The sequence below is a fragment of the Actinomycetes bacterium genome (assembly GCA_035489715.1).
Taxonomy (GTDB): domain Bacteria; phylum Actinomycetota; class Actinomycetes; order JACCUZ01; family JACCUZ01; genus DATHAP01.
On the sequence record DATHAP010000161.1, the window covers coordinates 1 to 21,961 of the forward strand.

Below are 21,961 nucleotides of genomic sequence, written 5' to 3' on the forward strand. Positions count from 1 at the left end.
CGCGCCTACGTCACGCGACGCACCCAGCAGGGCCTGTCCAAGCGAGAAGTCATGCGCTGCCTCAAGCGCTACATCGCCCGCGAGCTCTACGCCGACCTACCCCAGCAAATGTTGGCTTGACGGCCCTAGGAGCATCACTACCGGGCGGCCCGGGTCCATCGCCCTGGACCGGCCTTCAGAGGCCCATCAGGTGCTCGAGGCCGACGGTCAGGCCGGGGCGCGACGCGACCTGGCGCACCGCGAGCAGGACGCCAGGCATGAACGACGAACGGTCGGTGGAGTCGTGCCGGAGGGTGAGGGTCTCCCCCGGACCGCCGAGCAGCACCTCCTGGCTGGCCACCAACCCCCGGGCACGCACCGCGTGCACGTGCACACCGTCGACGTCCGCCCCGCGAGCGCCGTCGGGGTCGCTCGTGGTCGCGTCCGGCACCGGGCCGAGACCGGCCTTCCGGCGCGCGGCGGCGACCAGCTCGGCCGTCCGGCGTGCGGTGCCGCTGGGCGCGTCGCCCTTGTCCGGGTGGTGCAGCTCGACGACCTCGACCGACTCGAACCACGGCGCGGCCTGGGCCGCGAAGCGCATCATCAGCACCGCGCCGACGGCGAAGTTCGGCGCCACCACGACGCCCACTTCCGGCGCCCCGGCCAGCCAGGACTCGACCTCGGCCAGCCGGTCCGGCGACATGCCGCTGGTGCCCACCACGACGTGGATCCCGTGCTCGACGCAGAACCGGACGTTGTCCATCACCACGTCCGGCCGGGTGAGGTCGACCGCCACCCGCGCCCCCGCGTCGGTGAGCGCGCTGCGCTCGTCGCCGGAGCCGAGGCGCGCGACCAGGTCGAGGTCCTCGGCCGCCTCGACGGCGGCGGTCGCAGCAGCACCCATCCGGCCGTACGCCCCGAGCACGCCCACCTGGGTGGCCATGGACTAGGCCACCGCCGAGGTGAAGTCGCGGTCCTCGTCGAAGGGACCCACGACGGCCAGCGTCGGCCGCACCGCGAGCAGGTCGGAGGCGACCGCGGCCACGTCGTCCAGCGTCACCGCCTCGATCCGGGCCAGTACGTCGTCGACGGACAGCAGCTCGCCGTAGACCAGCTCGGCCTTGCCGATGCGGCTCATCCGGGACCCGGTGTCCTCGAGCCCGAGCACCAGCGAGCCGCGCAGCTGGCCCTTGCCGCGGTCGAGCTCCTCGAGGGTGATGCCAGCCGCGGCCACCTTGTCGACCTCGTCACGGCAGATCGCCAGGACCTCGTCGACCTTGCGCGGGACACACCCGGCGTAGACCCCGAAGAGCCCCGTGTCGGCGTACTGCGCGTGGTAGCTGTAGACGCTGTAGGCAAGGCCGCGCTTCTCGCGGACCTCCTGGAACAGCCGGGAGGACATCCCACCGCCGAGGGCGGCGTTGAGGACCCCGAGCGCGAAGCGCCGCTCGTCGGTCCGGGCGATGCCGGCACCACCGAGCACCACGTTTGCCTGCTCGCTGGGCCGGCGCACGACCCGGACGTCGCCGGGTCGGGTCGCCGGTGCGCGGCCGCCGGCCCGGGCCTGCGTGGGGTCCGTGTCGCCGTCGAGCATCCCGGCCTGCGCGAACGCCGCCTTGACCAGACGGACGACGTTGGCGTGGTCGACGTTGCCGGCCACCGCGACGACCATGTCCTGTGGCTGGTAGCGGCGGCGGTAGTAGCCGTTGATCGCCGACCGGCGGATCGTCTCGATCGACTCGACGGTGCCTAGCACCGGGCGGGCGATCGGCGCGTCGCCGAAGAGGACCTGGGCGAACTGGTCGTGCACCATGTCCGTCGGGTCGTCCTCGTGCATGGCGATCTCCTCGAGGATCACGCCCCGCTCTGCGTCGACGTCGGAGCCGCGGATCACCGACGAGGTGACCAGGTCGCAGACGACGTCGACGGCGAGCGGCAGGTCGGCGTCGAGGACCCGCGCGTAGAAGCAGGTGTACTCCTTCGACGTGAACGCGTTCATCTCGCCGCCGACCGCGTCGATCGACGCCGAGATGGCCAGCGCGTCCCGGCGCCGGGTGCCCTTGAAGAGCAGGTGCTCGAGGTAGTGCGAGGCGCCGGCGAGCGCCGGCGACTCGTCGCGGGAGCCCACCCCGACCCACACGCCGACGGTCACCGACCGGACGGTGGGCACCGCCTCGGTGACGATCCGCAGCCCGCCGGGCAGGACGGTGTGACGGACGAGTCCGCCACCACCGTCCCCCCGGTCGAGCGTGCGGGTGGCCTGACGGCCCAAGGCGGCTAGGCCTCGACCGACGCGTCGGCCGGCGGGCCCGCGGGCGCGCCGTCGGCGGTGTCGCCGGCCTCGACCGGCACCAGCGAGAGCTTGCCCCGCGGGTCGATCTCGGCGATCTGGACCTGCACCTTGTCGCCGACCTTGACCACGTCCTCGACGTTGTCGACCCGCTTGCCGCCCGCGAGCGCGCGCAGCTTGGAGATGTGCAGCAGGCCGTCACGGCCGGGCACCAGCGAGACGAAGGCACCGAAGGTCGTGGTCTTGACGACCGTGCCCAGGTAGCGCTCGCCGACCTCGGGCATCGTCGGGTTGGCGATGCCGTTGATCATCGTGCGGGCAGCCTCGGCCTTCGGGCCGTCGGTGGCGCCGATGTAGATCGTGCCGTCGTCCTCGATGCTGATCTCGGCACCGGTGTCGTCCTGGATCTGGTTGATCATCTTGCCCTTGGGGCCGATGACCGCGCCGATCTGGTCGACCGGGATCTTGATGGTGATGATCCGCGGCGCGTGGGGCGACATCTCGTCCGGGGCGTCGATCGCCTCGTGCATGACGTCGAGGATGTGCAGCCGGGCCTCCTTGGCCTGGGTGAGCGCCGAGGCGAGCACCGAGGCCGGGATGCCGTCGAGCTTGGTGTCGAGCTGGATCGCGGTCACGAACTCGCGGGTGCCGGCGACCTTGAAATCCATGTCGCCGAAGGCGTCCTCGGCACCGAGGATGTCGGTGAGCGCGGCGTACTCCGTCTCACCATCCACCGTGTCGGAGATCAGGCCCATCGCGATGCCGGCCACGGGGGCGCGCAGCGGCACGCCGGCTTGGAGGAGCGACATGGTCGACGCGCACACCGAGCCCATGGACGTCGAGCCGTTGGAGCCGAGGGCCTCGGACACCTGGCGGATGGCGTAGGGAAACTCCTCGCGGGCCGGGAGCACCGGCAGGATCGCCCGCTCGGCGAGTGCGCCGTGGCCGATCTCGCGGCGCTTCGGCGAGCCGACCCGGCCGGTCTCACCGGTCGAGTAGGGCGGGAAGTTGTAGTTGTGCATGTAGCGCTTGCGGTTCTCGGGGTTCAACGTGTCGATCATCTGCTCCATGCGGAGCATGTTGAGCGTCGTGACCCCGAGGATCTGGGTCTCGCCTCGCTCGAAGAGCGCCGAGCCGTGCACCCGCGGGAGCACCTCGACCTCGGCGGCCAGGGTGCGGATGTCCGAGAGGCCACGGCCGTCGATGCGCACCTTGTCGCGCAGGATGCGCTGGCGGACCAGCTTCTTGGTGACGGCGCGGTACGCCGCGCTGATCTCCTTCTCGCGGCCCTCGAACTGGCCGGCGAGCTTCTCCTTGGCCGACTCCTTGAGGCGGTCGAGCTCGGTCTCGCGCTCCTGCTTCGCGGCGATCGTCAGCGCCTGGCCCAGGTCGTCGCCCACCAGGCTGCTGACGGCCTCGAGGACGTCGTCCTGGTAGTCGAGGAAGCGCGGGAACTCGGCCGTCGGCTTGTTGACCGCCGAGGCCAGCTGCTGCTGGGCCTCGCAGAGGACCTTGATGAACGGCTTCGCGGCCTCGAGGCCCTGGGCGACGACCTCCTCGGTCGGAGCGGTCTTGGCATCGTCCTTGATCAGGTGCCAGGCAGCTGTGGTGGCCTCGGCCTCGACCATCATGATCGCGACGTCTTCCCCTTTCGGGGTGTTGACCGTGCGGCCGGCCACCACCATGTCGAAGACGGCCGACTCGAGCTGCTCGTGGGTGGGGAACGCGACCCACTGGTCGTCAATGAGAGCTACCCGGGTGGCGCCCACCGGGCCGGAGAACGGCAGGCCGGAGAGCTGGGTCGAGGCCGACGCGGCGTTGATGGCCACGACGTCGTACATGTCCTTGGGGTCCAGCGCCATGACGGTGATGACGACCTGGACCTCGTTGCGCAGGCCCTTGGCGAAGGTCGGGCGCAGCGGGCGGTCGATCAGCCGGCAGGTGAGGATCGCGTCCTCGGAGGGCCGGCCCTCACGGCGGAAGAACGAGCCGGGGATGCGCCCGGCGGCGTACATGCGCTCCTCGACGTCGACCGTCAGCGGGAAGAAGTCGAGCTGGTCCTTGGGGTGCTTGCCGGCCGTCGTGGCCGAGAGCAGCATCGTGTCGTCGTCGAGGTAGGCCGCGACCGAGCCGGCGGCCTGGCGGGCGAGGCGCCCGGTCTCGAAGCGGACGGTGCGCTTGCCGAACGAGCCGTTGTCGATGACGGCGTCGGCGGTGTGGACGTTCTGACCCTCCATGTCGGGTCACTCTCCTGTTCCTTGGCGGAGGAGCAGGTCGCACACGACGAACAGCCGGTCTTCGATGGAAGCCTTCGGACTGCCAGAACGCAGGTCGCCCAGCGGTCCGCGGGCCACTACCGAGGACCGGAACGCCTGGGCGAACCGCTCCTCACGGTGAGTGGGACTAGCGGCGGAGGCCGAGCTTCTCGATCAACGCGCGGTAGCGGTTGATGTCCTTCTTGGCCAGGTAGTTGAGCAGCCGGCGGCGCCGGCCCACGAGCAGCAGGAGGCCACGACGCGAGTGGTGGTCGTGCTTGTGCTCCTTGAGGTGCTCGGTGAGGTCGGCGATGCGGCGCGAGAGCATCGCCACCTGGACCTCGGGCGAGCCGGTGTCCGTCTCGGCGCTGCCGTGCTCGGCGATAATCTGCTTTTTGGTGGCGGTGTCCAGCGACACAGGCTCTCCTCGGTGGTGTGCTGCAGTGAGCTCCGCGCGGTCTGAGTCACGGGCGGATCGAAAGGGCTCACGCCGTGACGCGCACGGCAGTAGGCGAGGCTACCAGCCGGTCGGCCCGGGGACCGAATCGCGCCGGACCGGCTCGGTGAACGGATCTCCGCAGGTCAGGCCCGGTCAACCTGGGTCAGACGGTCCGGGAGCCCTGCTCGCGGCCGGTCGCGCCGTAGGGGTACGCGGCCGGCGCCGGGTCGCTCGCCGCGTCCAGGCGGGCCGTCTCCTCCGCCGACAGGTGCAGGCCGACGGCGCCGAGGTTGTCGCGCAGCTGGTCGGTGGTCCGGGCGCCGAGGATCACCGAGGTGACTGCCGGGCGGTCGTGCAGCCAGGCCAGCGCCACCTGCCCCATGGGCACCCCTCGGCCCTCGGCCACCGACTGCAAGGCGTCGACGACCGCCCAGGTCCGCGCGCTGGCGGCGCGCGGGTCGTAGGCCTCCACACCTCGCTCCGGGTTCTCGCCGAGGCGCGTCCCTCCGGTCGGCCGCTGGTCGCGGGTGTACTTGCCGGTCAACCAGCCACCGCCGAGCGGCGACCACGGGAGCAGGCCCAGGCCGTTGGCCCGGCAGGCCGGGACGATCTCCCACTCCACCTCGCGGGCGAGCAGGTTGTACTGCGGCTGGTGGGTGACCGGGGCCGCCCAGCCGCGCCGGTCGGCGAGGTCGACCGCGCGCTGGATCTGCCAGCCTGCGAAGTTCGACAGCCCGACGTAGCGCACCTTCCCGGCGCGGACCGCGTCGTCCATGAAGCGCAGCGTCTCCTCGAGCGGCGTCACGGGGTCGAAGGCGTGCACCTGGTAGAGGTCCACGGCCTCCACCCGCAGCCGGCGCAACGAGGCCTCGAGGGCACGGTCCAGGTGCCGGCGAGACAACCCGACGTCGTTGCGGTCGGTGCCCGTGGCGAAGCGCGCCTTGGTCGCCAGCACGACCCGGTCGGTGACGTCGGAGGGCCGGTCGTCGAACCAGCGGCCGACGATCTCCTCGCTGGCCCCGGGGTCGTCGCCGCCGTAGACGTCAGCGGTATCGACCAAGGTGCCGCCCGCCTCGACGAAGACATCGAGCTGGTCGTGGCCGGCCGCCTCGTCGGTCTCGACGCCGAACGTCATGGTTCCCAGGGCGTACGTCGACACGGCGGCGCCGCTGCCGCCCAGGGTTCGATGCTCCATGGCGACCGACCCTAAGGTGCTGACGACGTCGCCGCGCGTCGCAGGGCGAGGTAGGCCGCCCGGACCCCGACCGCGCGCTCAAGGTCGTCGGTGATCTCGTGGAAGAACTGGTCTCGGTACGTCGCATCGGTCACGGCGTAGACCGTGAAGTAGAGCCCGGAGAACGCGGCCAGGAAGATGCTCACCTGCAGCAGCTCCTGGGACAGAAAGCGCAGGCCCGGGACTTGGTGCGGCGCGGCGTCACCGACCCAGCTGGAGATGACCGAGTCCTCGATCGCGACCGCCCCGAATGACAGGAAGAAGACCCACACCGCGAGCGACAGCAGCAGCACCTGAGACATCTGGGTGATGAGCAGGACCAGCAGCAGGTTGACGCGCTGCTTGCGTGCAAGCGGCTCGGCACGCACGTCGTCCTCGACGTCGCCGACGCAGTCCTCGAGGGGGCTGCCGGCGACCGCCCTGCGCACCGCGTCGGGGTCGAGGTCGTCGTTGACCGCCGCCACCTCCTCGGGCAGCCGGGCCACCAGGAAGCCCACCGCCAGCGCCCCGAAGAACGCCACGGCCAGCCAGAGCACGGGTGTCGACAGCGAGGACGCGACCTGCCACACCTCGGTGTTGATGAACAGGAACGTCGTGAACAGCAGGAGCATCGGCAGCGCGCGGGTCACCAGGCGGAACAGCGAGGACACCTCGCGGAAGCTGCGCAGCAGCGCCCACCGCGCGATGGGCCCGGCGTCGAGCACCTCGACTGCCGCGACGACGACCAGCACCGTCACGTCCGCCAGCAGCACCGTCAGCACCAGGTCGGCGTCCCGCCGAAGGGCGCCGACGGCCGCCGCCGGCGCGAGAGTGAACACCGCGACCTCGACCAGGCCGACCCGGCTCGGGCGCTCGAGCGCCCGCTGCCGGCGGGCCAGGTTGGCCACCGCCCACACGAGGACGAGCGCCAGGACGCCGAGGCCGGCGTAGACCAGCCGGGGGCCCCAGTCCTGTCCCCCGGGCACCGCGAGCAGCAGGGAGCCGAACCACGCCAGCACGAGGACGACGAGCGAGCGACCGCGCACCAGGTCGTCGAGGGTGATGCTGCGCCCCTCGACGAAGAACGGCAGCCCGTGGTCGAGGAACCAGCGCTCGGTCGCCCGGACGTCCTCCCGCGTGTCCCGGCTCCCTCGACCGCCTGTCGTCACGGGGCCTCGGTGATGCGCCGCGCATGCACGACGTCCAGGCCCATCTGCGCCACGAGCGGCTCCACGCCGGCGTAGGCGATGGTCTCGCGCAGCCGTTGCACGAACTCGACGCCGACCCGCTCGCCGTAGAGCTCGAGGTCGTCCCGGTCGAGCACGTACGCCTCCACCCGGCGAACGGTGCCGCCGAAGGTGGGGTTGGTGCCGACGGAGACCGCGGCGGGCAGCGTCGTGCCGTCGGCCCGGACCAGCCAGCCGGCGTAGACGCCGTCGGCGGGCACGGCGACGTCGGCGTCCAGCGCGAGGTTGGCCGTCGGGTAACCGAGCTCCCGGCCCCGCTTGTCGCCCTCCACGACCGGCCCCACGACGCGGTGCGGCCGGCCCAACGCGGCCGCGGCGGCCACGACGTCGCCCTCGGCGAGGCACTGCCGGACGTACGTCGACGACCACCGGGCGGTGTCGCCGGCGAGCGGCAGGGCACGCACCGCGAAGCCGTGTCGCTCGCCGTCGACGCGCAGGGTCTCGACGTTTCCGGCGGCCCGGTGGCCGTAGCGGAAGTTCTCACCCACGTGCACCTCGACGGCGTGCAGCGCCTCGACGAGCACGTCGTCGACGAACCGGCTGGGCTCCCACAGCGAGAGCTCACGGGTGAACGGCAGGACCAGGGTCGCGCCCACCCCGAGATGGTCGAGCAGGTCGAGGCGTCGGTCCAGGTCGGTCAGCCGCAGCGGCGCGGAGTCCGGGTGGATCACCGACATCGGGTGCGGGTCGAACGTCGTGACGACGGGAACCGCGGCGATCTCGGCGGCCCGCGCGACGACTCCCGCGACGACCTGCTGGTGCCCGCGGTGCACGCCGTCGAAGTTGCCGATGGTCACGACAGGCCCCGGCGGCGACGCGACGCCACCCTGCCGCTCGACCTCGTCGAGACCGTGCCAGACCTGCACCGCGCACCTCCCTGTGGAACGGCCGCGGGCCAGCCTAAGGCTGCCGGACGCGCGGACAGGCCCCGGCCTGTCAGCCGGGGCCTGTCGTCACGCGGAGGAACGCGTCAGGTGCCTTCTCCGCCGCCGGGCAGCGTGGTGCCGCCCTGGGTAAGCGTGTAGCCGGCGTACTGGGCGACCGACGCACCCGGGTCGTCGGCCGTCACGATGAAGCCGGCGAACGTCGGGCTCGCGATACCGAGCGTGTCCGACACGTCACCGGTCCAGGTGTTGCCCGCCCCCAGTGTCAGGGTCCGGGCGCTGGCCTGGGAACCGTTCCAGCCGACGAGCTGGACGGTCCAGCCCGCCACCGGCACCGGCACCGCGCCCGTCAGCGACGTCCACTTCGACAGGTCGGTTGCGTCCGCCACGGGCGTGCCGCCGACCGACATCCCGCTGAGCCACACGCCGCCCGCGTTCACCGAACCGTCCGACATGTAGCGGACCGCGAGCCAGATCGTCTGGCCGGCGTAGTTCGCCAGGTCGAACGTCTGCGGCACGACGCCGCCGGAGCTGCCGGTCAGACCCGGCAGCTGGGTCCGGATCGTGGCCAGTGCTTGCGGGTCCGCGGCGCTCGTCGTGTTCGCGTTGGACAGGCTGACCCACTTCTTCTCCGTGGAGTCGTAGACCTGCACGAAGGCGAAGTCCCACGCGGGCTCGGTCTCGTACTGGAGGTCCAGGGTCACCGTCGGGCTTCCGGCCGGCACCGTGATCTGCCGAGCGATGGCCCGGTCGAGGTTGTTGGCGTTGCCGGAGAACAGCCTTCCGTCCGCAGCCTTCGTCCACTCCACCGGCTTGGGCTTGTATCCCTCGGCGCCGTCGAAGGTGACCGCTGCGCCGTCGGTAACCTTGAGCCAGTCAGCACCGTTCGTCGGAGCGCCCGAGGTGCTGTAGGCCTGCGGCGTGTCCCAGTTGATGTGCGCGTTGAGCGACGCCGTCTTCATCGCTGCCGTGCGTCCCGCGTCGACGAGCGTCCGGGTGTCCAGGGCCTTGTCGAGGGCCATCGACGCCAGGAAGTCGTGGATGACGTCGAGCGGCGTGCCGCTCACCCCGAACTGGGTCATGACTGCCTGCAGGCCGGCGAATCCGTTCTTGTCCTGGTTGTGCAGCGCCGTCATGAACGCGTCACCGCCGAAGTGGCTCCACAGGTACTCCTGGAAGGCGTACGCGATGCCGTAGTCGGCGAGGATCTCCGGTGCACCCTGGTCCTGCCACCGGGTCAGCGACTGCTCAGGGCCGCCGAAGGCCGGGTCGTCGTTGAAGCCGAACCAGGTCTGCAGGTGGCCGTCGACGTCTGGGTCGTCGCTGGCCGGGTCCAGGCTCGGGTCGACGTAGCCGACCAGGGTCTGCGCCCAGTCGGAGAGGCCCTCGTTGATCCAGGTCGACTCGCCCGGGCTCGCGTAGTACTCCAGCAGGTGCTGGTACTCGTGCGCGAAGGTGCCCTCGTAGGTCAGCGGCCGCGGGTCGCCGAACGGCCGCAGGATCTTCGCGCTGCAGGCGGCGTAGTCGGCGTCCGCCGAGTCGTCCGGCGGGTTGGTGCCGGTGCGGTGGATCCAGTCCCACGAGTCCAGCGTCATGACGTTGCGGTTGGTGTACTCGTTGAACAGCGACCAGAAGAAGCCCGCGATGTAGGTGCGGCCGTCGGCGGCCGTCGGGTCGTAGTAGTTCTGGTCGCGGACGTTGTCCACCAGCGTGACGATCCGGTCGCCCTCACCCTTGAAGTTGCGGGCCGGCAGCCCGTAGAAGTGGGCGTACGCCCGGGTGAGCGGCGTGACGCTGCCGTCGCGGTCCGGCGGGACCGAGAAGACTTTCGACTCCTTCGGGTAGATGTTGGTGTCGAACTCGTCGATGAAGTCCGCCACCTGCTGGTCGGTGACGACGATGCCCTCGCCATTGCCGACCGTGTTGCGGCACGCTCCCTCTGAGCCCGCCGGGAAGGCGAGGTTCTTGGCGACCCAGACCTCGACGTTGTCGCCGATGCCGCGCAGCACGTACTGCTTGACGTAGGTGAAGTCGCCCTTGTCGTCGAGCGCCGGCCACTTCCGCACGGTGCCGACCTTGAACTGGTCGCTCTTCACGCCGGAGCCGCCGGCGTTGGCGCCCTTCCGGGAGAGGCGCAGCGGCTTGCCGTTGTTGTAGTCGCCGTTGATCAGGCGGACGTCCGACTTACCCCTGCTGCCGTTCGCCGCCTGCGCGGTCACTGCCCCCGGCGCCGACGCCGAGCCCCGTGGCGAGCAGGCCGAGTGCGGCCGTGACCGCGACACCCCGAGTCGTCCGCCGACGCGCCGGTGCTCGTTCCATATGCCCACCTCCGACGTGAGATCCGCGCTTGTGCGGTCATCTGACCATTTGTTACGCCGCCTGACAAGAGATGTCCGTGACGTCGTCTGGGCGTCACGTCCTGGGTGGCGCCAGGTCCGGCCTGAGCCGGGCTCCGGTCGCCTACCGTGACCGTGTGGACGCGGTGCAGCGGCTGGGCAGGGCCGCCACGGCCGGCGAGCTGCGGGACGAGGACGGCGAACCGGTGCGCCTGGACCTGCTCCCGCCGGCGGGCCAGGGCACGGTGGACGGTCTCCGCGACCGCTACGGCGCGCTCGGTGCGGCTCTTCCGGCGGAGCTGGTCCGGCTGCTCGGGCTGGCGTCCGGCGCCGAGGCGCTGCTCGACCTCGACCTGACCGGGGAGCGGCACAGCATCGAGGTCGCCGAGCTCCTTCCCGCCGGCCACCCGGTCGCCGCGGACGGCTTCGGCAACTTCTGGCTGCTCGACCTCACCCCGGACACCGTGGAGACCGCGCCGGTGTTCTTCGCCTGCCACGACGCGCCGGTGCTGCTCTACCAGGCCGCGTCGCTGGGCGACTTCCTCGACCAGGCGCTCGGCGCGCTCGAGCCCCGCCGCGACACCACGATCGACGACGTGCACGAGGACCGGCTCTTCGAGGTCGGCCGCCGTGCCCCTCAGTCGATGCCGTGGCGCGCGGCGATGACGTCGGACGACCAAGCGCTGCGCGACTTCGCCGCATCGCTGGACGAGTCCTGGACCGTGGTCGACCTGCGCCGGCGCGACGTCGGGATGGGCGTGGCCTGGGGCGCGCACGGGGCACGCACCCGGCTGGCCCGGCACGGCTGGGAGCGGGTCTTCGGCTACGCGCCGCCGGCGCGGACCCGCCGGAGCATCTGGTCGCGGATGGCGTTCGCGGACCCGACGATGGGCATGCGACCGGTCAGGTCACGGTCGCGCGGACGTCGTACCGCTCGTCCCGCTCCTCCCCCGCCGTGACGACCGCCGTCAACTGCTCGACGGCGCGGACGACGTCGACGTGGCGCAGATAGAGGGGCGCGAACCCCAGCCGCACCAGGTCCGGCTCGCGGTAGTCGCCGACCACGCCGCGAGCGTGGAGCGCCTGCACCACGCCGTACGCCCTCGGGTGCCGCAGCGAGACCTGGCTGCCCCGCTCGGCCGGGTCCCTGGGTGTGACGGGGGTGAACTCCAGCGGGGCCAGCGCCTCGTCGGCCAGCTCGAGGAAGAACGACGTCAGCGACAGGCTCTTGGCCCGTACGTCGTCCATGCCCACGCCGTCGAACGCCGCCAGCGCGGCCTCCAGCGCCAGCAGCGAGAGGACCGGCGGGGTGCCGTTGCGCATCCGGTCGATGCCCGGGGCGGGTCGGTAGCTGCCCTCCATCGCGAACGGCTGCGCGTGGCCGGTCCAGCCGGTGAGAGGTGACCGGACCGACTCCTGGTGGCGGCGGGCCACCATCACGTAGGCCGGCGCGCCGGGGCCACCGTTGAGGTACTTGTAGCCGCACCCCACCGCCAGGTCCGCCCCGGCGCCGGTCAGGTCGACCGGCAGCGCACCGGCCGAGTGCGACAGGTCCCACACCGCCAGGGCTCCCGCGTCGTGCACGGCCGCCGTGATGCCGGCCATGTCGTGCGCGCGGCCGGTGCGGTAGTCCACGTGCGAGAAGCTCACGACGGCGACGTCGCCGCCGGCCTTCGCCAGCAGGGCGGCGACCTCGCCCGGCTCGGCGCGCGCGACCTGGAGGCCGAGCAGCTCGGCGACCGAGTCGGCGACGTAGAGGTCGGCCGGGAAGTTGCCGGGCTCCATGACCAGGGTCGAGCGCCCTGGCCGCATCCGCGCCGCTGCGACCAGCGCCTTGAAGAGGTTCGCCGAGGTGGAGTCGGCCACGACGACCTCGTCGTGATGCGCCCCGACCAGCCGGGCGATGCGGGCCCCGACCCGCCGCGGCGCGTCCCACCAGTCGTGAGTGTTCCAGGACGTGATGAGGTCCTGACCCCACTGGCGGGACACCGCGTAGTCGAGCGCCGCGCGGACCCCGACCGGCAGGGCTCCAAGCGAGTTGCCGTCGAGGTAGACCAACCCGTCCGGCAGCTGGAACCGGTCCCGTACACCGGCCAGCGGGTCGGTGGCGTCCAGCTGCTCGGCCCTTGGCCTGGCCTCGACGAGGTTCATCGTCCGAACCCTAGGGCTCGCGCGGCGGGGCGGCGAAGTCAGTGGCAGGTGCGACCATGCGGGGATGAGGGGGGCGAACCGGCTGACCGGCGCGACGTACGCCGTCTCGGCCGCCGCCACCGTCCTCCTGCTGGCGCTCTCGGGCCGTTACGGGCCGCACCGCGACGAGCTGTACTTCGTGGCGGCCGGGCACCACCCGCAGTGGGGCTACCCGGACCAGCCGCCGCTGACCCCGCTGGTGGCCGGGCTCGCCGACAGCGTGGCGCCCGGCTCGCTGCTCGTGCTGCGCCTGCTGTCCGCGCTCGCCGTGGGCGTGGTCGTGCTGGTCACCGCCGACCTGGCCCGCGCGCTGGGCGGCGGCCGGGGCGCCGAGCTGCTCGCCGCGGTCGCGACCGCGACCGGCGCCGGGGTGCTCGCCGTCGGGCACATGCTCTCGACGGCGACCACCGACCTGCTCGTGTGGACCGTCGTCGTGCGGCTCGTCGTCTCGACGCTGCAGCACGACCGGCCCCGGCAGTGGCTGGTGGTCGGCCTGGTGCTCGGCATCGGGCTGCAGAACAAGCACCTCGTCGGCTTCCTGGCCGCGGGGCTGGTGGCCGGCATCGTCCTCACGCCTGGGCTGCGGCACCACCTCCGGTCACCGTGGGCCTGGGGCGGCGCGGCGGTCGCGATCCTGATCTGGCTGCCCAACCTGGTCTGGCAGGCGCGGCACGGCTGGCCGCAGACCGAGCTCGCCGCGGACATCCGTGACGAGTACGGCACGGCCGGCGGCATCGCCGAGTTGGTACTGCTGCAGGTCGTCATGCTCAACCCGCTCGGCGCGGTGCTAGCCGCGGTCGGCGGGGTCGCCGGGTGGCGGCGCCCCCAGTGGCGGTGGTTCCGCCCGGTGCCGATCGCCTATCTGCTGCTGCTGACCGTCTTCGTCCTGACCGGCGGGAAGAACTACTACCTGCTCGGCCTGCTGCCGCCGCTGGCCGCGGCCGGCGCCGTCGTGCTCGAGCGGCGCTGGTCGACGCGTGGGGTCGGCCTCTTCACCGCGGCCGTCGCCGTCACCGCGCTGTTCCCGCTGCCCGCGCTGCTGCCGGTGCTGCCGGCGACGACGCTGGACGCGTCGTTCTACCCGGCGCTCAACGAGGACCAGATGGAGACGATCGGCTGGCCGGCAGTGGTGCGCACGGTCCGCGGCGTCGTCGACTCGCTGCCGGCCGGGGAGAGGGGCTCGGCGGTGGTGGTGACGCAGAACTACGGCCAGGCGGGCGCGCTCCGGTGGTACGGCGTCGAGCCCCCGGTCTACGGGACCCACAACGGGTTCGCCGACTGGGGGCCGCCGCCCGAGGGCTCCGGGCCGGTCGTGTGGGTCGGCTTCAGCGCGCCGGACCCGGCCGCCCTCAGCGGGTGCGCCCGCGCGGCCCGGCTGGACACCGGCGTCGACAACGAGGAGGACGGCAACGGGGTCTGGGTCTGCGACGGGCCGACCGGCAGCTGGGCGTCGGCCTGGAAGCAGCTGCGCCACCTCTCCGCCTGACCACCGGCACCTTCCGGACTGTCGGGGACTCCGCATGGTCATCATGCGGATTCCCCGACGGTCCCTGGCGGGCCTGGTCAGACGAAGACGGCGATCGCCCGGGTGGTCGCGCCCCGGTCCTCGACGAGCGCCAGGAACCGGCCGTCCGGGCCGAAGACGGCGGTCGGCCCCGGCGCCCCGGTCGCGGGCAGGGGGCCGCCGTGCGAGACGACGGTCGCCGCCGCCTCGTCGAGCTCCCGGACCGGGAACGCGGCCCTGGCCGCGTCGGCGATCGGCAGCACCGGCAGGTCGGCCGGTGGCTCCTGCGCGACCAGCCCGGCCAGCTCGTCCAGGGTGTGCGCACCGGCCAGGCCGTAGGGCCCGACCCGGGTCCGGCGCAGTGCGGTGAGGTGGCCGCCGACCCCCAGGGCCGAGCCCAGGTCCCGGGCGAGCGCCCGGACGTACGTCCCGCTCGACACCACGACCTGCACGTCGACGTCGAGGAAGCCTTCCTCGCGGCGCGAGCCGACGAGGTCGAACCGGTGCACGGTGACCGGCCGCGGCGGCAGCTCGACCTTCTCGCCGGCGCGGACCCGCTTGTAGCTCCGCTCGCCGGCGACCTTCACGGCGCTCACCGCTGAGGGCACCTGGGCGATGTCGCCGGTCAGGGCGTCGATGCCGGCGCGCAGCGCATCGTCGGTGACCCCGCTCGGGTCGACCGTCGTCAGGACCTCGCCCTGCGCGTCGTCGGTCACCGTGGTCGCGCCGAGCCGGATGGTGGCGTCGTAGGCTTTCTCGGTCAGCGTGAGGTGGCCGAGCAGCCGGGTCGCGCGGTTGACGCCGACGACGAGCACCCCGGTCGCCATCGGGTCCAGGGTCCCGGCGTGCCCCACCCGCCGGGTGCCCGCCAGCCGGCGGATCCGGGCGACCACGTCGTGAGAGGTGATGCCGGCCGGCTTGTCGACGACGACGAGGCCGTTGACGGCGCCGCCGGCGGTGTCAGCGGACGGGATCGCGAACGTCCTCGTCGGGCTCGTCGGCACCGCCGACCTCGTCGGCTCCGTCGGCACCGTCAGGATCGTCAGGACCGCCAGGACCGCCAGGACCGCCAGGACCGCCAGGACCGCCAGGACCGCCAGGACCGCCAGGACCGCCAGGACCATCAGCGTCGTCAGCCTCGTCCCGGGGCGCCTTGTAGGGGTCCGCGTCGCCGGCGTAGGCCGCACCGGCGGCCGCCCGGTGCACCTCGGCGTCCGCGGCGGCGACCTGCGCGAGGAGGTCCTCGATGTGGCTGGCGTTCTCCGGCACCGCGTCCTCGACGAAGGTCAGGGTCGGCGTGAGCCGCACCCCGGTCTGCCGGCCGACCTCGGAGCGCAGCACCCCCCGGGCGCTCTCCAGCGCCGCCGCGGTGTCGGCCTTCTGGGCGTCGTCGCCGTAGACGGTGTAGAACACCGTCGCCTGCTGGAGGTCGCCGGTCACCCGGGCGTCGGTGATGGTGATGAACCCCAGGCGCGGGTCCTTGATCCGCGTCTCGAGGGTCTCGGCCACGACCACCTTGATCCGGTCAGCCAGCTTGCGAGCTCGGGCCACGTCCACCACGGCTACTCGTCCTCCGTCTCACTGCTCAGGCGCTCGTCGGTCTGGTCCATCTCGTCGGTCTCGATCTCGTCGCTGCGCAGGACCTGCCTCCGGGCGGAGAGCAGCTCCATCTCGGGGCGGTAGGCCACCAGGCGCTCGCACGCGTCGAGCACCTCGACGCAGTGCGCCGGCCGGGCCGCGACCACCGCCACCCCGACGAGGGCGCGGCGGTGCAGGTCGAGGTGACCTGCCTCCGCCGCGCTCACGTCGTACTTCCGGCGCAGCTCGGCGACCAGAGGGCGCACGAGCGAGCGCTTCTGCTTCAGGGACCGGACGTCACCGAGCAGCAGGTCGAAGGCGATGCTGCCGACGAACACCCGCCCGACTCCTTCCGTGCCAAGGGCGGTGGGACCCGCCCCTGGTGCGCCTTGCCTGCCCGTGGTCGGCCGGCTCCGCGGATGCGGAGCCGACCGGCCACCTCGGTGCGTCAGGCGCGGGCCTTCTCGCGCATCTCGAACGTCTCGATGACGTCGTCGACCTTGATGTCGTTGTACGACCCGAGGCCGATGCCGCACTCGTAGCCCTCGCGGACCTCGGTCGCGTCGTCCTTGAACCGCTTGAGCGACTCGACCGTGAGGTTGTCCGCCACGACGGCGCCGTCGCGGATGAGCCGTGCCTTGGAGTTGCGGCGGATCTCGCCGCTGCGCACCAGGCAGCCGGCGATGTTGCCGAACTTGCTGGACCGGAACACCTCGCGGACCTCGGCGGTGCCGAGCTGCGCCTCCTCGTACTCCGGCTTGAGCATGCCCTTGAGCGCGGCCTCGACCTCGTCGATCGCCTGGTAGATGACCGAGTAGTAGCGGACGTCGACGCCCTCGCGGTCGATCAGCTCACCGACCCGCTCGGCCGGGCGCACGTTGAAGCCGATGATGACGGCGTCGGACGCGACGGCCAGGTTGACGTCGTTCTGCGTGATCGCACCGACACCGCGGTCGATGACCCGCAGGGCGACCTCCTCGCCCACCTCGATGTTGAGCAGGGCGTCCTCGAGCGCCTCGACCGAGCCGGAGCCGTCACCCTTGAGGATCAGGTTCAGGGTGTCGACCTTGCTCTGCTCCAGCCAGTCCTCGAGCGAGACCCGCTTGCGGGCCTTGGCGAGGGCCGCGTTGCGCTCCATCGCTTGGCGCTTCTCGGCGATCTGGCGGGCGATGCGGTCCTCGTCGGCGACGAGGAACTTGTCGCCGGCGCCGGGCACCGACGTGAAGCCGAGCACCTGCACGGGTCGCGACGGCAGCGCCACGTCGAGGTGCTCACCGTGCTCGTCGAGCATGGCGCGCACCCGGCCGTAGGCGTCGCCGGCGACGATGGCGTCACCGACCGCGAGCGTGCCGCGCTGCACCAGGACCGTGGCGACCGGGCCGCGACCGCGGTCCAGGTGCGCCTCGATCGCGACACCACGGGCCTGCTCGTCGGCCACCGCGCGCAGGTCCAGCGCGGCGTCGGCCGTCAGCAGGATCGACTCGAGCAGCTGCTCGATGTTGGTGCCCTGCTTCGCGGAGACGTCGACGAAGATGGTCTCGCCGCCGTACTCCTCCGCCACCAGGTTGTACTCGGTGAGCTGCTGGCGGATCTTCGCCGGGTTGGCGCCGTCCACGTCCACCTTGTTCACGGCCACGACGATCGGTACGTCGGCAGCCTGGGCGTGGTTGAGCGCCTCGATGGTCTGCGGCATGACGCCGTCGTCGGCCGCGACCACGAGCACCGCGATGTCGGTCACCTTGGCACCGCGGGCACGCATGGCGGTGAACGCCTCGTGGCCCGGGGTGTCGATGAAGGTGATCGCGCGGTCCTCGCCCTCGTGGGTGGTGTGGATCTGGTAGGCGCCGATCGACTGGGTGATGCCGCCGGCCTCGCCCGAGAGGACGTCGGTCTTGCGGATCGCGTCGAGCAGTCGGGTCTTTCCGTGGTCGACGTGACCCATGACGGTTACCACCGGCGGGCGCGAGACCAGCTGGTCCTCGTCCCAGTCCTCGCCCTCGAAGTCGATGTCGAAGGACTCGAGCAGCTCGCGGTCCTCGTCCTCGGGGCTGACGATCTGGACCTGGTAGCCGAGCTCGGCACCGAGCAGCTGGAAGGTGTCCTCGTCCAGCGACTGGGTCGCGGTCGCCATCTCACCGAGGTGGAACAGCACGGTCACCAGCGACGCCGGGTTGGCGTCGATCTTCTCGGCGAAGTCGGTCAGCGACGAGCCGCGGGCGAGGCGGACGACGGTCGAGCCGTCGCCGCGCGGGACCTGGACGCCGCCGATCGACGGCGCCGCCATGTTGTCGAACTCCTGACGGCGCTGCTTCTTCGACTTGCGCTGGCGGCCCCGCGGGCCACCGGGACGGCCGAAGGCACCGGCGGTGCCGCCACGACGGGCACCGCCGCCGCGACCGCTGAAGCCACCGGGACGACCGCCACCGGGACCGCCGCCGTAGCCGCCGCCACCACCGCCGCCGCCGCCGGGACGACCGGCACCGCCGGGCGCGCCGGGCCGGCCGCGGCCGGCGGGAGCGCCAGGACGGCCCCCGGGGCCACCGGTCCGGCCGACGCCGGGCGCCGGGCGGGCCGGCATCATGCCGGGGTTGGGGCGGGGGCCGGCGGGGCCGGCGGAACCGCCGGCCCGCGGCGCACCCGGACGCGGCGCGCCGGCGGTCCCGCCGGGACGCGGCATGCCGGTGGAGCCGCCGGTGGAGTACGGGTTGTTGCCCGGCCGCGGAGCGGCCGGACGGCCCATGCCGGTCGAGCCGCCGGAGCTGAACGGGTTGTTGCCCGGGCGGGGGCCGGCCGGGCGGGGGGCCGGCCGCGTGGGCGCGTCGGTCGCGCCACCGGTGCCGGAGTGGGCGGCGGCGGGACGCGGGGCGGGGGCGGGAGCAGGGCTCTCCGGGCTCGCCGGTGCCTCCGGAGCCACCGGGCTGATCGGGCGCGGTGCGGAGTCCGGGGCCGGGATCTCCTGCGCGGGCGGCGGCACGGGGGTCGCCGGCTCGCCGGGCGCGGGGGCAGGGGTGACCGGCGCCGCGGGGGCGGGCACTGCGGGGGCGGGCGCGGCCTTCTTGGCGGCGGCCTTCTTGGCGGGAGCCTTGCCGTTGGCCTTCCCGTCCGCGGCACCGTCGGCCTTGCCGTCGACGGTGGCGGGGGCGGCCGGCATGGCGTCCCTGAGCTTGCGGACGACGGGCGGCTCGACGGTCGACGACGCCGACCGGACGAACTCCCCCATCTCTGTGAGCTTGGCCATGACGACCTTGCTCTCGACACCGAGCTCCTTGGCGAGCTCGTAGACCCGGACCTTTGCCACAACTCTCCTGTCTCGGTCCGGGCCGGATCATGACCGGCGGCGGACCGTCGTTACTGCACGGGGGCACTCATGGGTGCGTGCTCATCGGGGGCTCATCAGCGTCTCGATTCGCTTCCGGACTGGACGGTCCCGCGGCCGCCGAACGGCCACGGCGCGCTGCACCCGCGCATGGCGCGCCAGGTCAGCTCGTGATTCCTGCTCATCCTAACGCCTGGCGTCAGGCTGGGCATCCCAGCGGGGCGACGGCGGCAACGCCGGCCCCGCACCGGTCAGACCACGAGCGCCTGCCCGGGGTCGGTGGCCGGGCGGTGCGGCACGTCGGCCGCCGCCTGCGCGAGCACGGCCACGGCGGGGGTAAGCACGTCCTCGGGCTGGGTGAAGGGCAGCCGCAGCCGGTCGTCGAACGCCGCGCCGGTGCCGAACCGCGGCCCCGGCGCCAGCAGCACGCCGCGCTCGGCCGCCGCACCGACCAGCGCGGTCGAGGACCGGCCGGGCAGCCGGCACCACAGCACCAGCCCGCCGGCCGGGCGCGGCACCTCCCAGTCGGCCAGGTGCTCGGCGAGCGCAGCCGCGAGGACGTCCCGGCGGTTGCGCAGCTCTGCGCGGCGTACGGCGACGATCTCCTGCTCCCGCTCCAGCAGGTGGCACGCCGCGAGCTGCTCGAGCACCGGCCCGGCGAGCTGGCCCTGCCCGAGGACCCGAGCGAGCCGCGGGACGAGTGCGGCGTCGGCCCGCAGCCAGCCGATGCGCAGCCCGCCCCAGACGCTCTTGCTCAGCGAGCCGGCGGTGACCACCTGCGCCGCGTCCGACCCCGGCGCGAGGTCGGCGGCGACCGCGGCGAACGGCGCCGGCGCGGCGTCACCCTCGGCCGCATCGAGCGCGAGGTCGGCCATCGTCTCGTCCACCAGCGCCACCGTCCCGGCCTGCCGCAGGCCGACCGCCAGCCGGCGCCGGTGCGGGTCGTCGAGCAGCATCCCGGTGGGGTTCTGGAAGTCGGGCATGACGTACGCCATGGCCGGTCTGGTCGCGGTCGCGGCCCTGGTCAGGGCCTGGACGGTCGCGCCCGGGTGGTCCGGGTCGACGGCGACCGGCACCGGCCGACGACCACCGGCCCGCACGGCGTCGAGCGCGTTGGGGTAGGTCGGGTGCTCGACCAGCACCCGGTCGCCCCGGCGCGTGAGGGTCTCCAGCGCGACCCCCACCGCGTGCAGGGCGCCGCTCGTGACCAGGACCTGCTCGGCGGTCGTGGGCAGCCCTCGACGCGTGTAGCGCTCGGCGACCAGCGCCCGCAGCTCGGGCAGCCCGCGGGGGTGGTAGCCGTGGCCGGGCAGCAGCCGGGGCAGGTGGTCGAGCGCCGCGGCGAACGCGGCGGGAACCTGCGGCGGCGCCGACGGCGCGGCGTGCGCCAGGTCGACGACACCGGGGGCGACCGGAGCCGGCAACCACGCGACCGGCGACTCGCGGTGGCTGGCCGGCAGCCGGGTCCAGGTGCCCGAGCCCTGCCGGGCGTCGGCCCAGCCCTGCTCGCGCAGCCGTCCGTAGGCCGCGGCCACCGTCGCGCGGCTCAGGTGCAGCGCGGCGGCCAGGTCGCGCTCGGCCGGCAGGCGGGCCCCGACCGGCAGCCGCCCGTCGCCGACGAGCAGCCGCAGCCGGGCGGCCAGGCCGGCATAGAGCGGCGGGCGCTCGCCCCGGAGGTCGCCGAGCAGGGTGCGCAGCCGGTCGGCCGGGATCGTCGTCACACCCGCCACTCTGCCTGGATTGGCCTGCTGACACCAGTCCAATCGTGACGCATCCTGGTCGCATGACCGACGCCGCCGCGGCCGCCGTCCTCACGGTGGCCACCTCCCGCCGCCCCGTCGTCGCCGGTGCCGGTGCCGGTGCGGTGGCGACCGGGCCGACGTCCTGGCAGCACACCCTGGTCATGGGCCGCCGGCTGGCCCAGCTCTACGCCGGGCTGGCGCTCTACGGCCTGTCGATGGCGCTACTTGTGCGGGCCGGGCTGGGCGTCATGCCGTGGGACGTCCTGCACCAGGGCATCAGCCGCACCGTCGGCGGCTCGCTCGGCGTGGTCTCGATCGTCGTGGGCGCCCTCGTGCTGCTGCTCTGGGTGCCGCTGCGCCAGCGGCCCGGCGTCGGGACGGTCAGCAACGTCCTGGTCATCGGGCTCGCGGTCGACGCCAGCCTGGCCGTGCTGCCGTCCGTCGACGCGATGGCCGCCCGGGTCGCGCTGGTCGCCCTCGGCGTCGTGCTCAACGCCGTGGCGACCGCCGCCTACATCGGCGTGCGGCTCGGCCCCGGCCCGCGGGACGGCCTGATGACCGGGCTGGTGCGACGTACCGGCTGGTCGGTCCGGCTGGTCCGCACCGGCATCGAGGTCGCCGTGGTCGCGGGCGGCTGGCTGCTCGGCGGCACCCTGGGGGTGGCGACCGTGCTCTACGCGCTGGCGATCGGTCCCCTGGTGCAGCTGCTCCTCCCCCGCTTCACGGTGCCCCCGCGCGGCTGACCGCCCGGCGCCGCTGACCGCCCGCCCACCCGGCCACCCGGGCCACCCGGCCACCCGGCCACCCGGCCACCCGGCCACCCGCTTGATCGTTTGCGACATGCGCCGGCATGACACGCCGAGGACTGCGCGTGTCGTCCGACGGCAGCGTCGCAAACGATCTGGTAACTCCCTCGACCCTCAGGCGTGGGGCAAGGGCGTCGGACGGCTGCTGCACGACACAGTGCTCGCCGGCATGACGTCCTGCG

The 21,961-nt window shown here is 73.1% G+C and carries 18 protein-coding genes; 4 read left to right on the plus strand and 14 right to left on the minus strand.

Annotated elements, in window-relative coordinates:
* A partial coding sequence (locus VK640_13105) for an IS110 family transposase (GenBank protein ID HTE74122.1) occupies positions 1 to 120 on the plus strand: 120 nt, incomplete at its 5' end.
* A gap of 55 nt (positions 121 to 175) precedes the next feature.
* Here VK640_13105 and dapB read toward each other — a convergent pair.
* From dapB to VK640_13145, 8 genes are all read right to left on the minus strand, one after another.
* Positions 176 to 922 (minus strand): 4-hydroxy-tetrahydrodipicolinate reductase, encoded by a 747-nt coding sequence (gene dapB / locus VK640_13110; protein HTE74123.1) that lies wholly within the window; start codon positions 920 to 922, stop codon positions 176 to 178.
* Between the two features lie 3 nt (positions 923 to 925).
* Positions 926 to 2,251, minus strand: coding sequence for a pitrilysin family protein (locus VK640_13115; protein ID HTE74124.1), 1,326 nt, complete (start codon positions 2,249 to 2,251; stop codon positions 926 to 928).
* A gap of 5 nt (positions 2,252 to 2,256) precedes the next feature.
* The gene (locus tag VK640_13120; protein ID HTE74125.1) at positions 2,257 to 4,506 is read right to left on the minus strand and encodes a polyribonucleotide nucleotidyltransferase; all 2,250 of its coding nucleotides are present in this window, start codon (positions 4,504 to 4,506) and stop codon (positions 2,257 to 2,259) included.
* A gap of 166 nt (positions 4,507 to 4,672) precedes the next feature.
* Positions 4,673 to 4,942, minus strand: coding sequence for a 30S ribosomal protein S15 (gene rpsO, locus VK640_13125; protein HTE74126.1), 270 nt, complete (start codon positions 4,940 to 4,942; stop codon positions 4,673 to 4,675).
* Between the two features lie 184 nt (positions 4,943 to 5,126).
* Positions 5,127 to 6,158, minus strand: coding sequence for an aldo/keto reductase (locus tag VK640_13130; GenBank protein HTE74127.1), 1,032 nt, complete (start codon positions 6,156 to 6,158; stop codon positions 5,127 to 5,129).
* Positions 6,159 to 6,169: 11 nt separating this feature from the next.
* Entirely contained in the window at positions 6,170 to 7,345 is a 1,176-nt protein-coding gene (locus VK640_13135; protein HTE74128.1) for a hypothetical protein, read from the minus strand.
* Positions 7,342 to 8,289, minus strand: a complete 948-nt coding sequence (locus VK640_13140; protein ID HTE74129.1) for a bifunctional riboflavin kinase/FAD synthetase — start codon at positions 8,287 to 8,289, stop codon at positions 7,342 to 7,344. Before VK640_13140 ends, VK640_13135 begins: the two co-directional genes overlap by 4 nt.
* Positions 8,290 to 8,393: 104 nt before the next feature.
* A complete protein-coding gene (locus VK640_13145) occupies positions 8,394 to 10,526 on the minus strand; it encodes a peptidase M6 (protein HTE74130.1) in 2,133 nt (710 codons plus the stop codon).
* A gap of 254 nt (positions 10,527 to 10,780) precedes the next feature.
* On the opposite strand from VK640_13145, the gene VK640_13150 reads away from it, so the two are divergent.
* On the plus strand, positions 10,781 to 11,602 hold the full coding sequence (locus VK640_13150; GenBank protein HTE74131.1) for an SMI1/KNR4 family protein: 822 nt from the start codon (positions 10,781 to 10,783) through the stop codon (positions 11,600 to 11,602).
* On the opposite strand, the gene kynU is transcribed toward VK640_13150, so the two are convergent.
* Positions 11,547 to 12,794 carry a kynureninase gene (gene kynU / locus VK640_13155; protein ID HTE74132.1) on the minus strand — a complete coding sequence of 416 codons (1,248 nt, stop codon included), beginning with the start codon at positions 12,792 to 12,794 and terminating at the stop codon, positions 11,547 to 11,549. The two genes, VK640_13150 and kynU, sit on opposite strands and share 56 nt — an antisense overlap.
* 64 nt (positions 12,795 to 12,858) lie before the next feature.
* Here kynU and VK640_13160 point away from each other — a divergent pair, with 64 nt between their 5' ends.
* Positions 12,859 to 14,319: a glycosyltransferase family 39 protein gene (locus VK640_13160; protein HTE74133.1), complete on the plus strand. Its 1,461-nt coding sequence runs from the start codon at positions 12,859 to 12,861 to the stop codon at positions 14,317 to 14,319.
* A 77-nt stretch (positions 14,320 to 14,396) separates the two neighbouring features.
* On the opposite strand, the gene truB is transcribed toward VK640_13160, so the two are convergent.
* The 5 genes from truB to VK640_13185 form a co-directional block, all read right to left on the minus strand.
* Positions 14,397 to 15,311 (minus strand): tRNA pseudouridine(55) synthase TruB, encoded by a 915-nt coding sequence (gene truB, locus VK640_13165; GenBank protein ID HTE74134.1) that lies wholly within the window; start codon positions 15,309 to 15,311, stop codon positions 14,397 to 14,399.
* Positions 15,298 to 15,897, minus strand: a complete 600-nt coding sequence (gene rbfA, locus VK640_13170) for a 30S ribosome-binding factor RbfA (protein HTE74135.1) — start codon at positions 15,895 to 15,897, stop codon at positions 15,298 to 15,300. Before rbfA ends, truB begins: the two co-directional genes overlap by 14 nt.
* Positions 15,898 to 15,899: 2 nt before the next feature.
* Positions 15,900 to 16,253, minus strand: a complete 354-nt coding sequence (locus VK640_13175) for a DUF503 domain-containing protein (GenBank protein ID HTE74136.1) — start codon at positions 16,251 to 16,253, stop codon at positions 15,900 to 15,902.
* A gap of 110 nt (positions 16,254 to 16,363) precedes the next feature.
* Complete coding sequence (infB, locus tag VK640_13180; GenBank protein ID HTE74137.1) at positions 16,364 to 19,213, minus strand: translation initiation factor IF-2; 2,850 nt, start codon at positions 19,211 to 19,213, stop codon at positions 16,364 to 16,366.
* 269 nt (positions 19,214 to 19,482) lie between these two features.
* The gene (locus VK640_13185; GenBank protein ID HTE74138.1) at positions 19,483 to 20,952 is read right to left on the minus strand and encodes a PLP-dependent aminotransferase family protein; all 1,470 of its coding nucleotides are present in this window, start codon (positions 20,950 to 20,952) and stop codon (positions 19,483 to 19,485) included.
* A 182-nt stretch (positions 20,953 to 21,134) separates the two neighbouring features.
* On the opposite strand from VK640_13185, the gene VK640_13190 reads away from it, so the two are divergent.
* Entirely contained in the window at positions 21,135 to 21,716 is a 582-nt protein-coding gene (locus VK640_13190; GenBank protein ID HTE74139.1) for a hypothetical protein, read from the plus strand.
* The last annotated feature ends 245 nt before the right edge of the window (positions 21,717 to 21,961 follow it).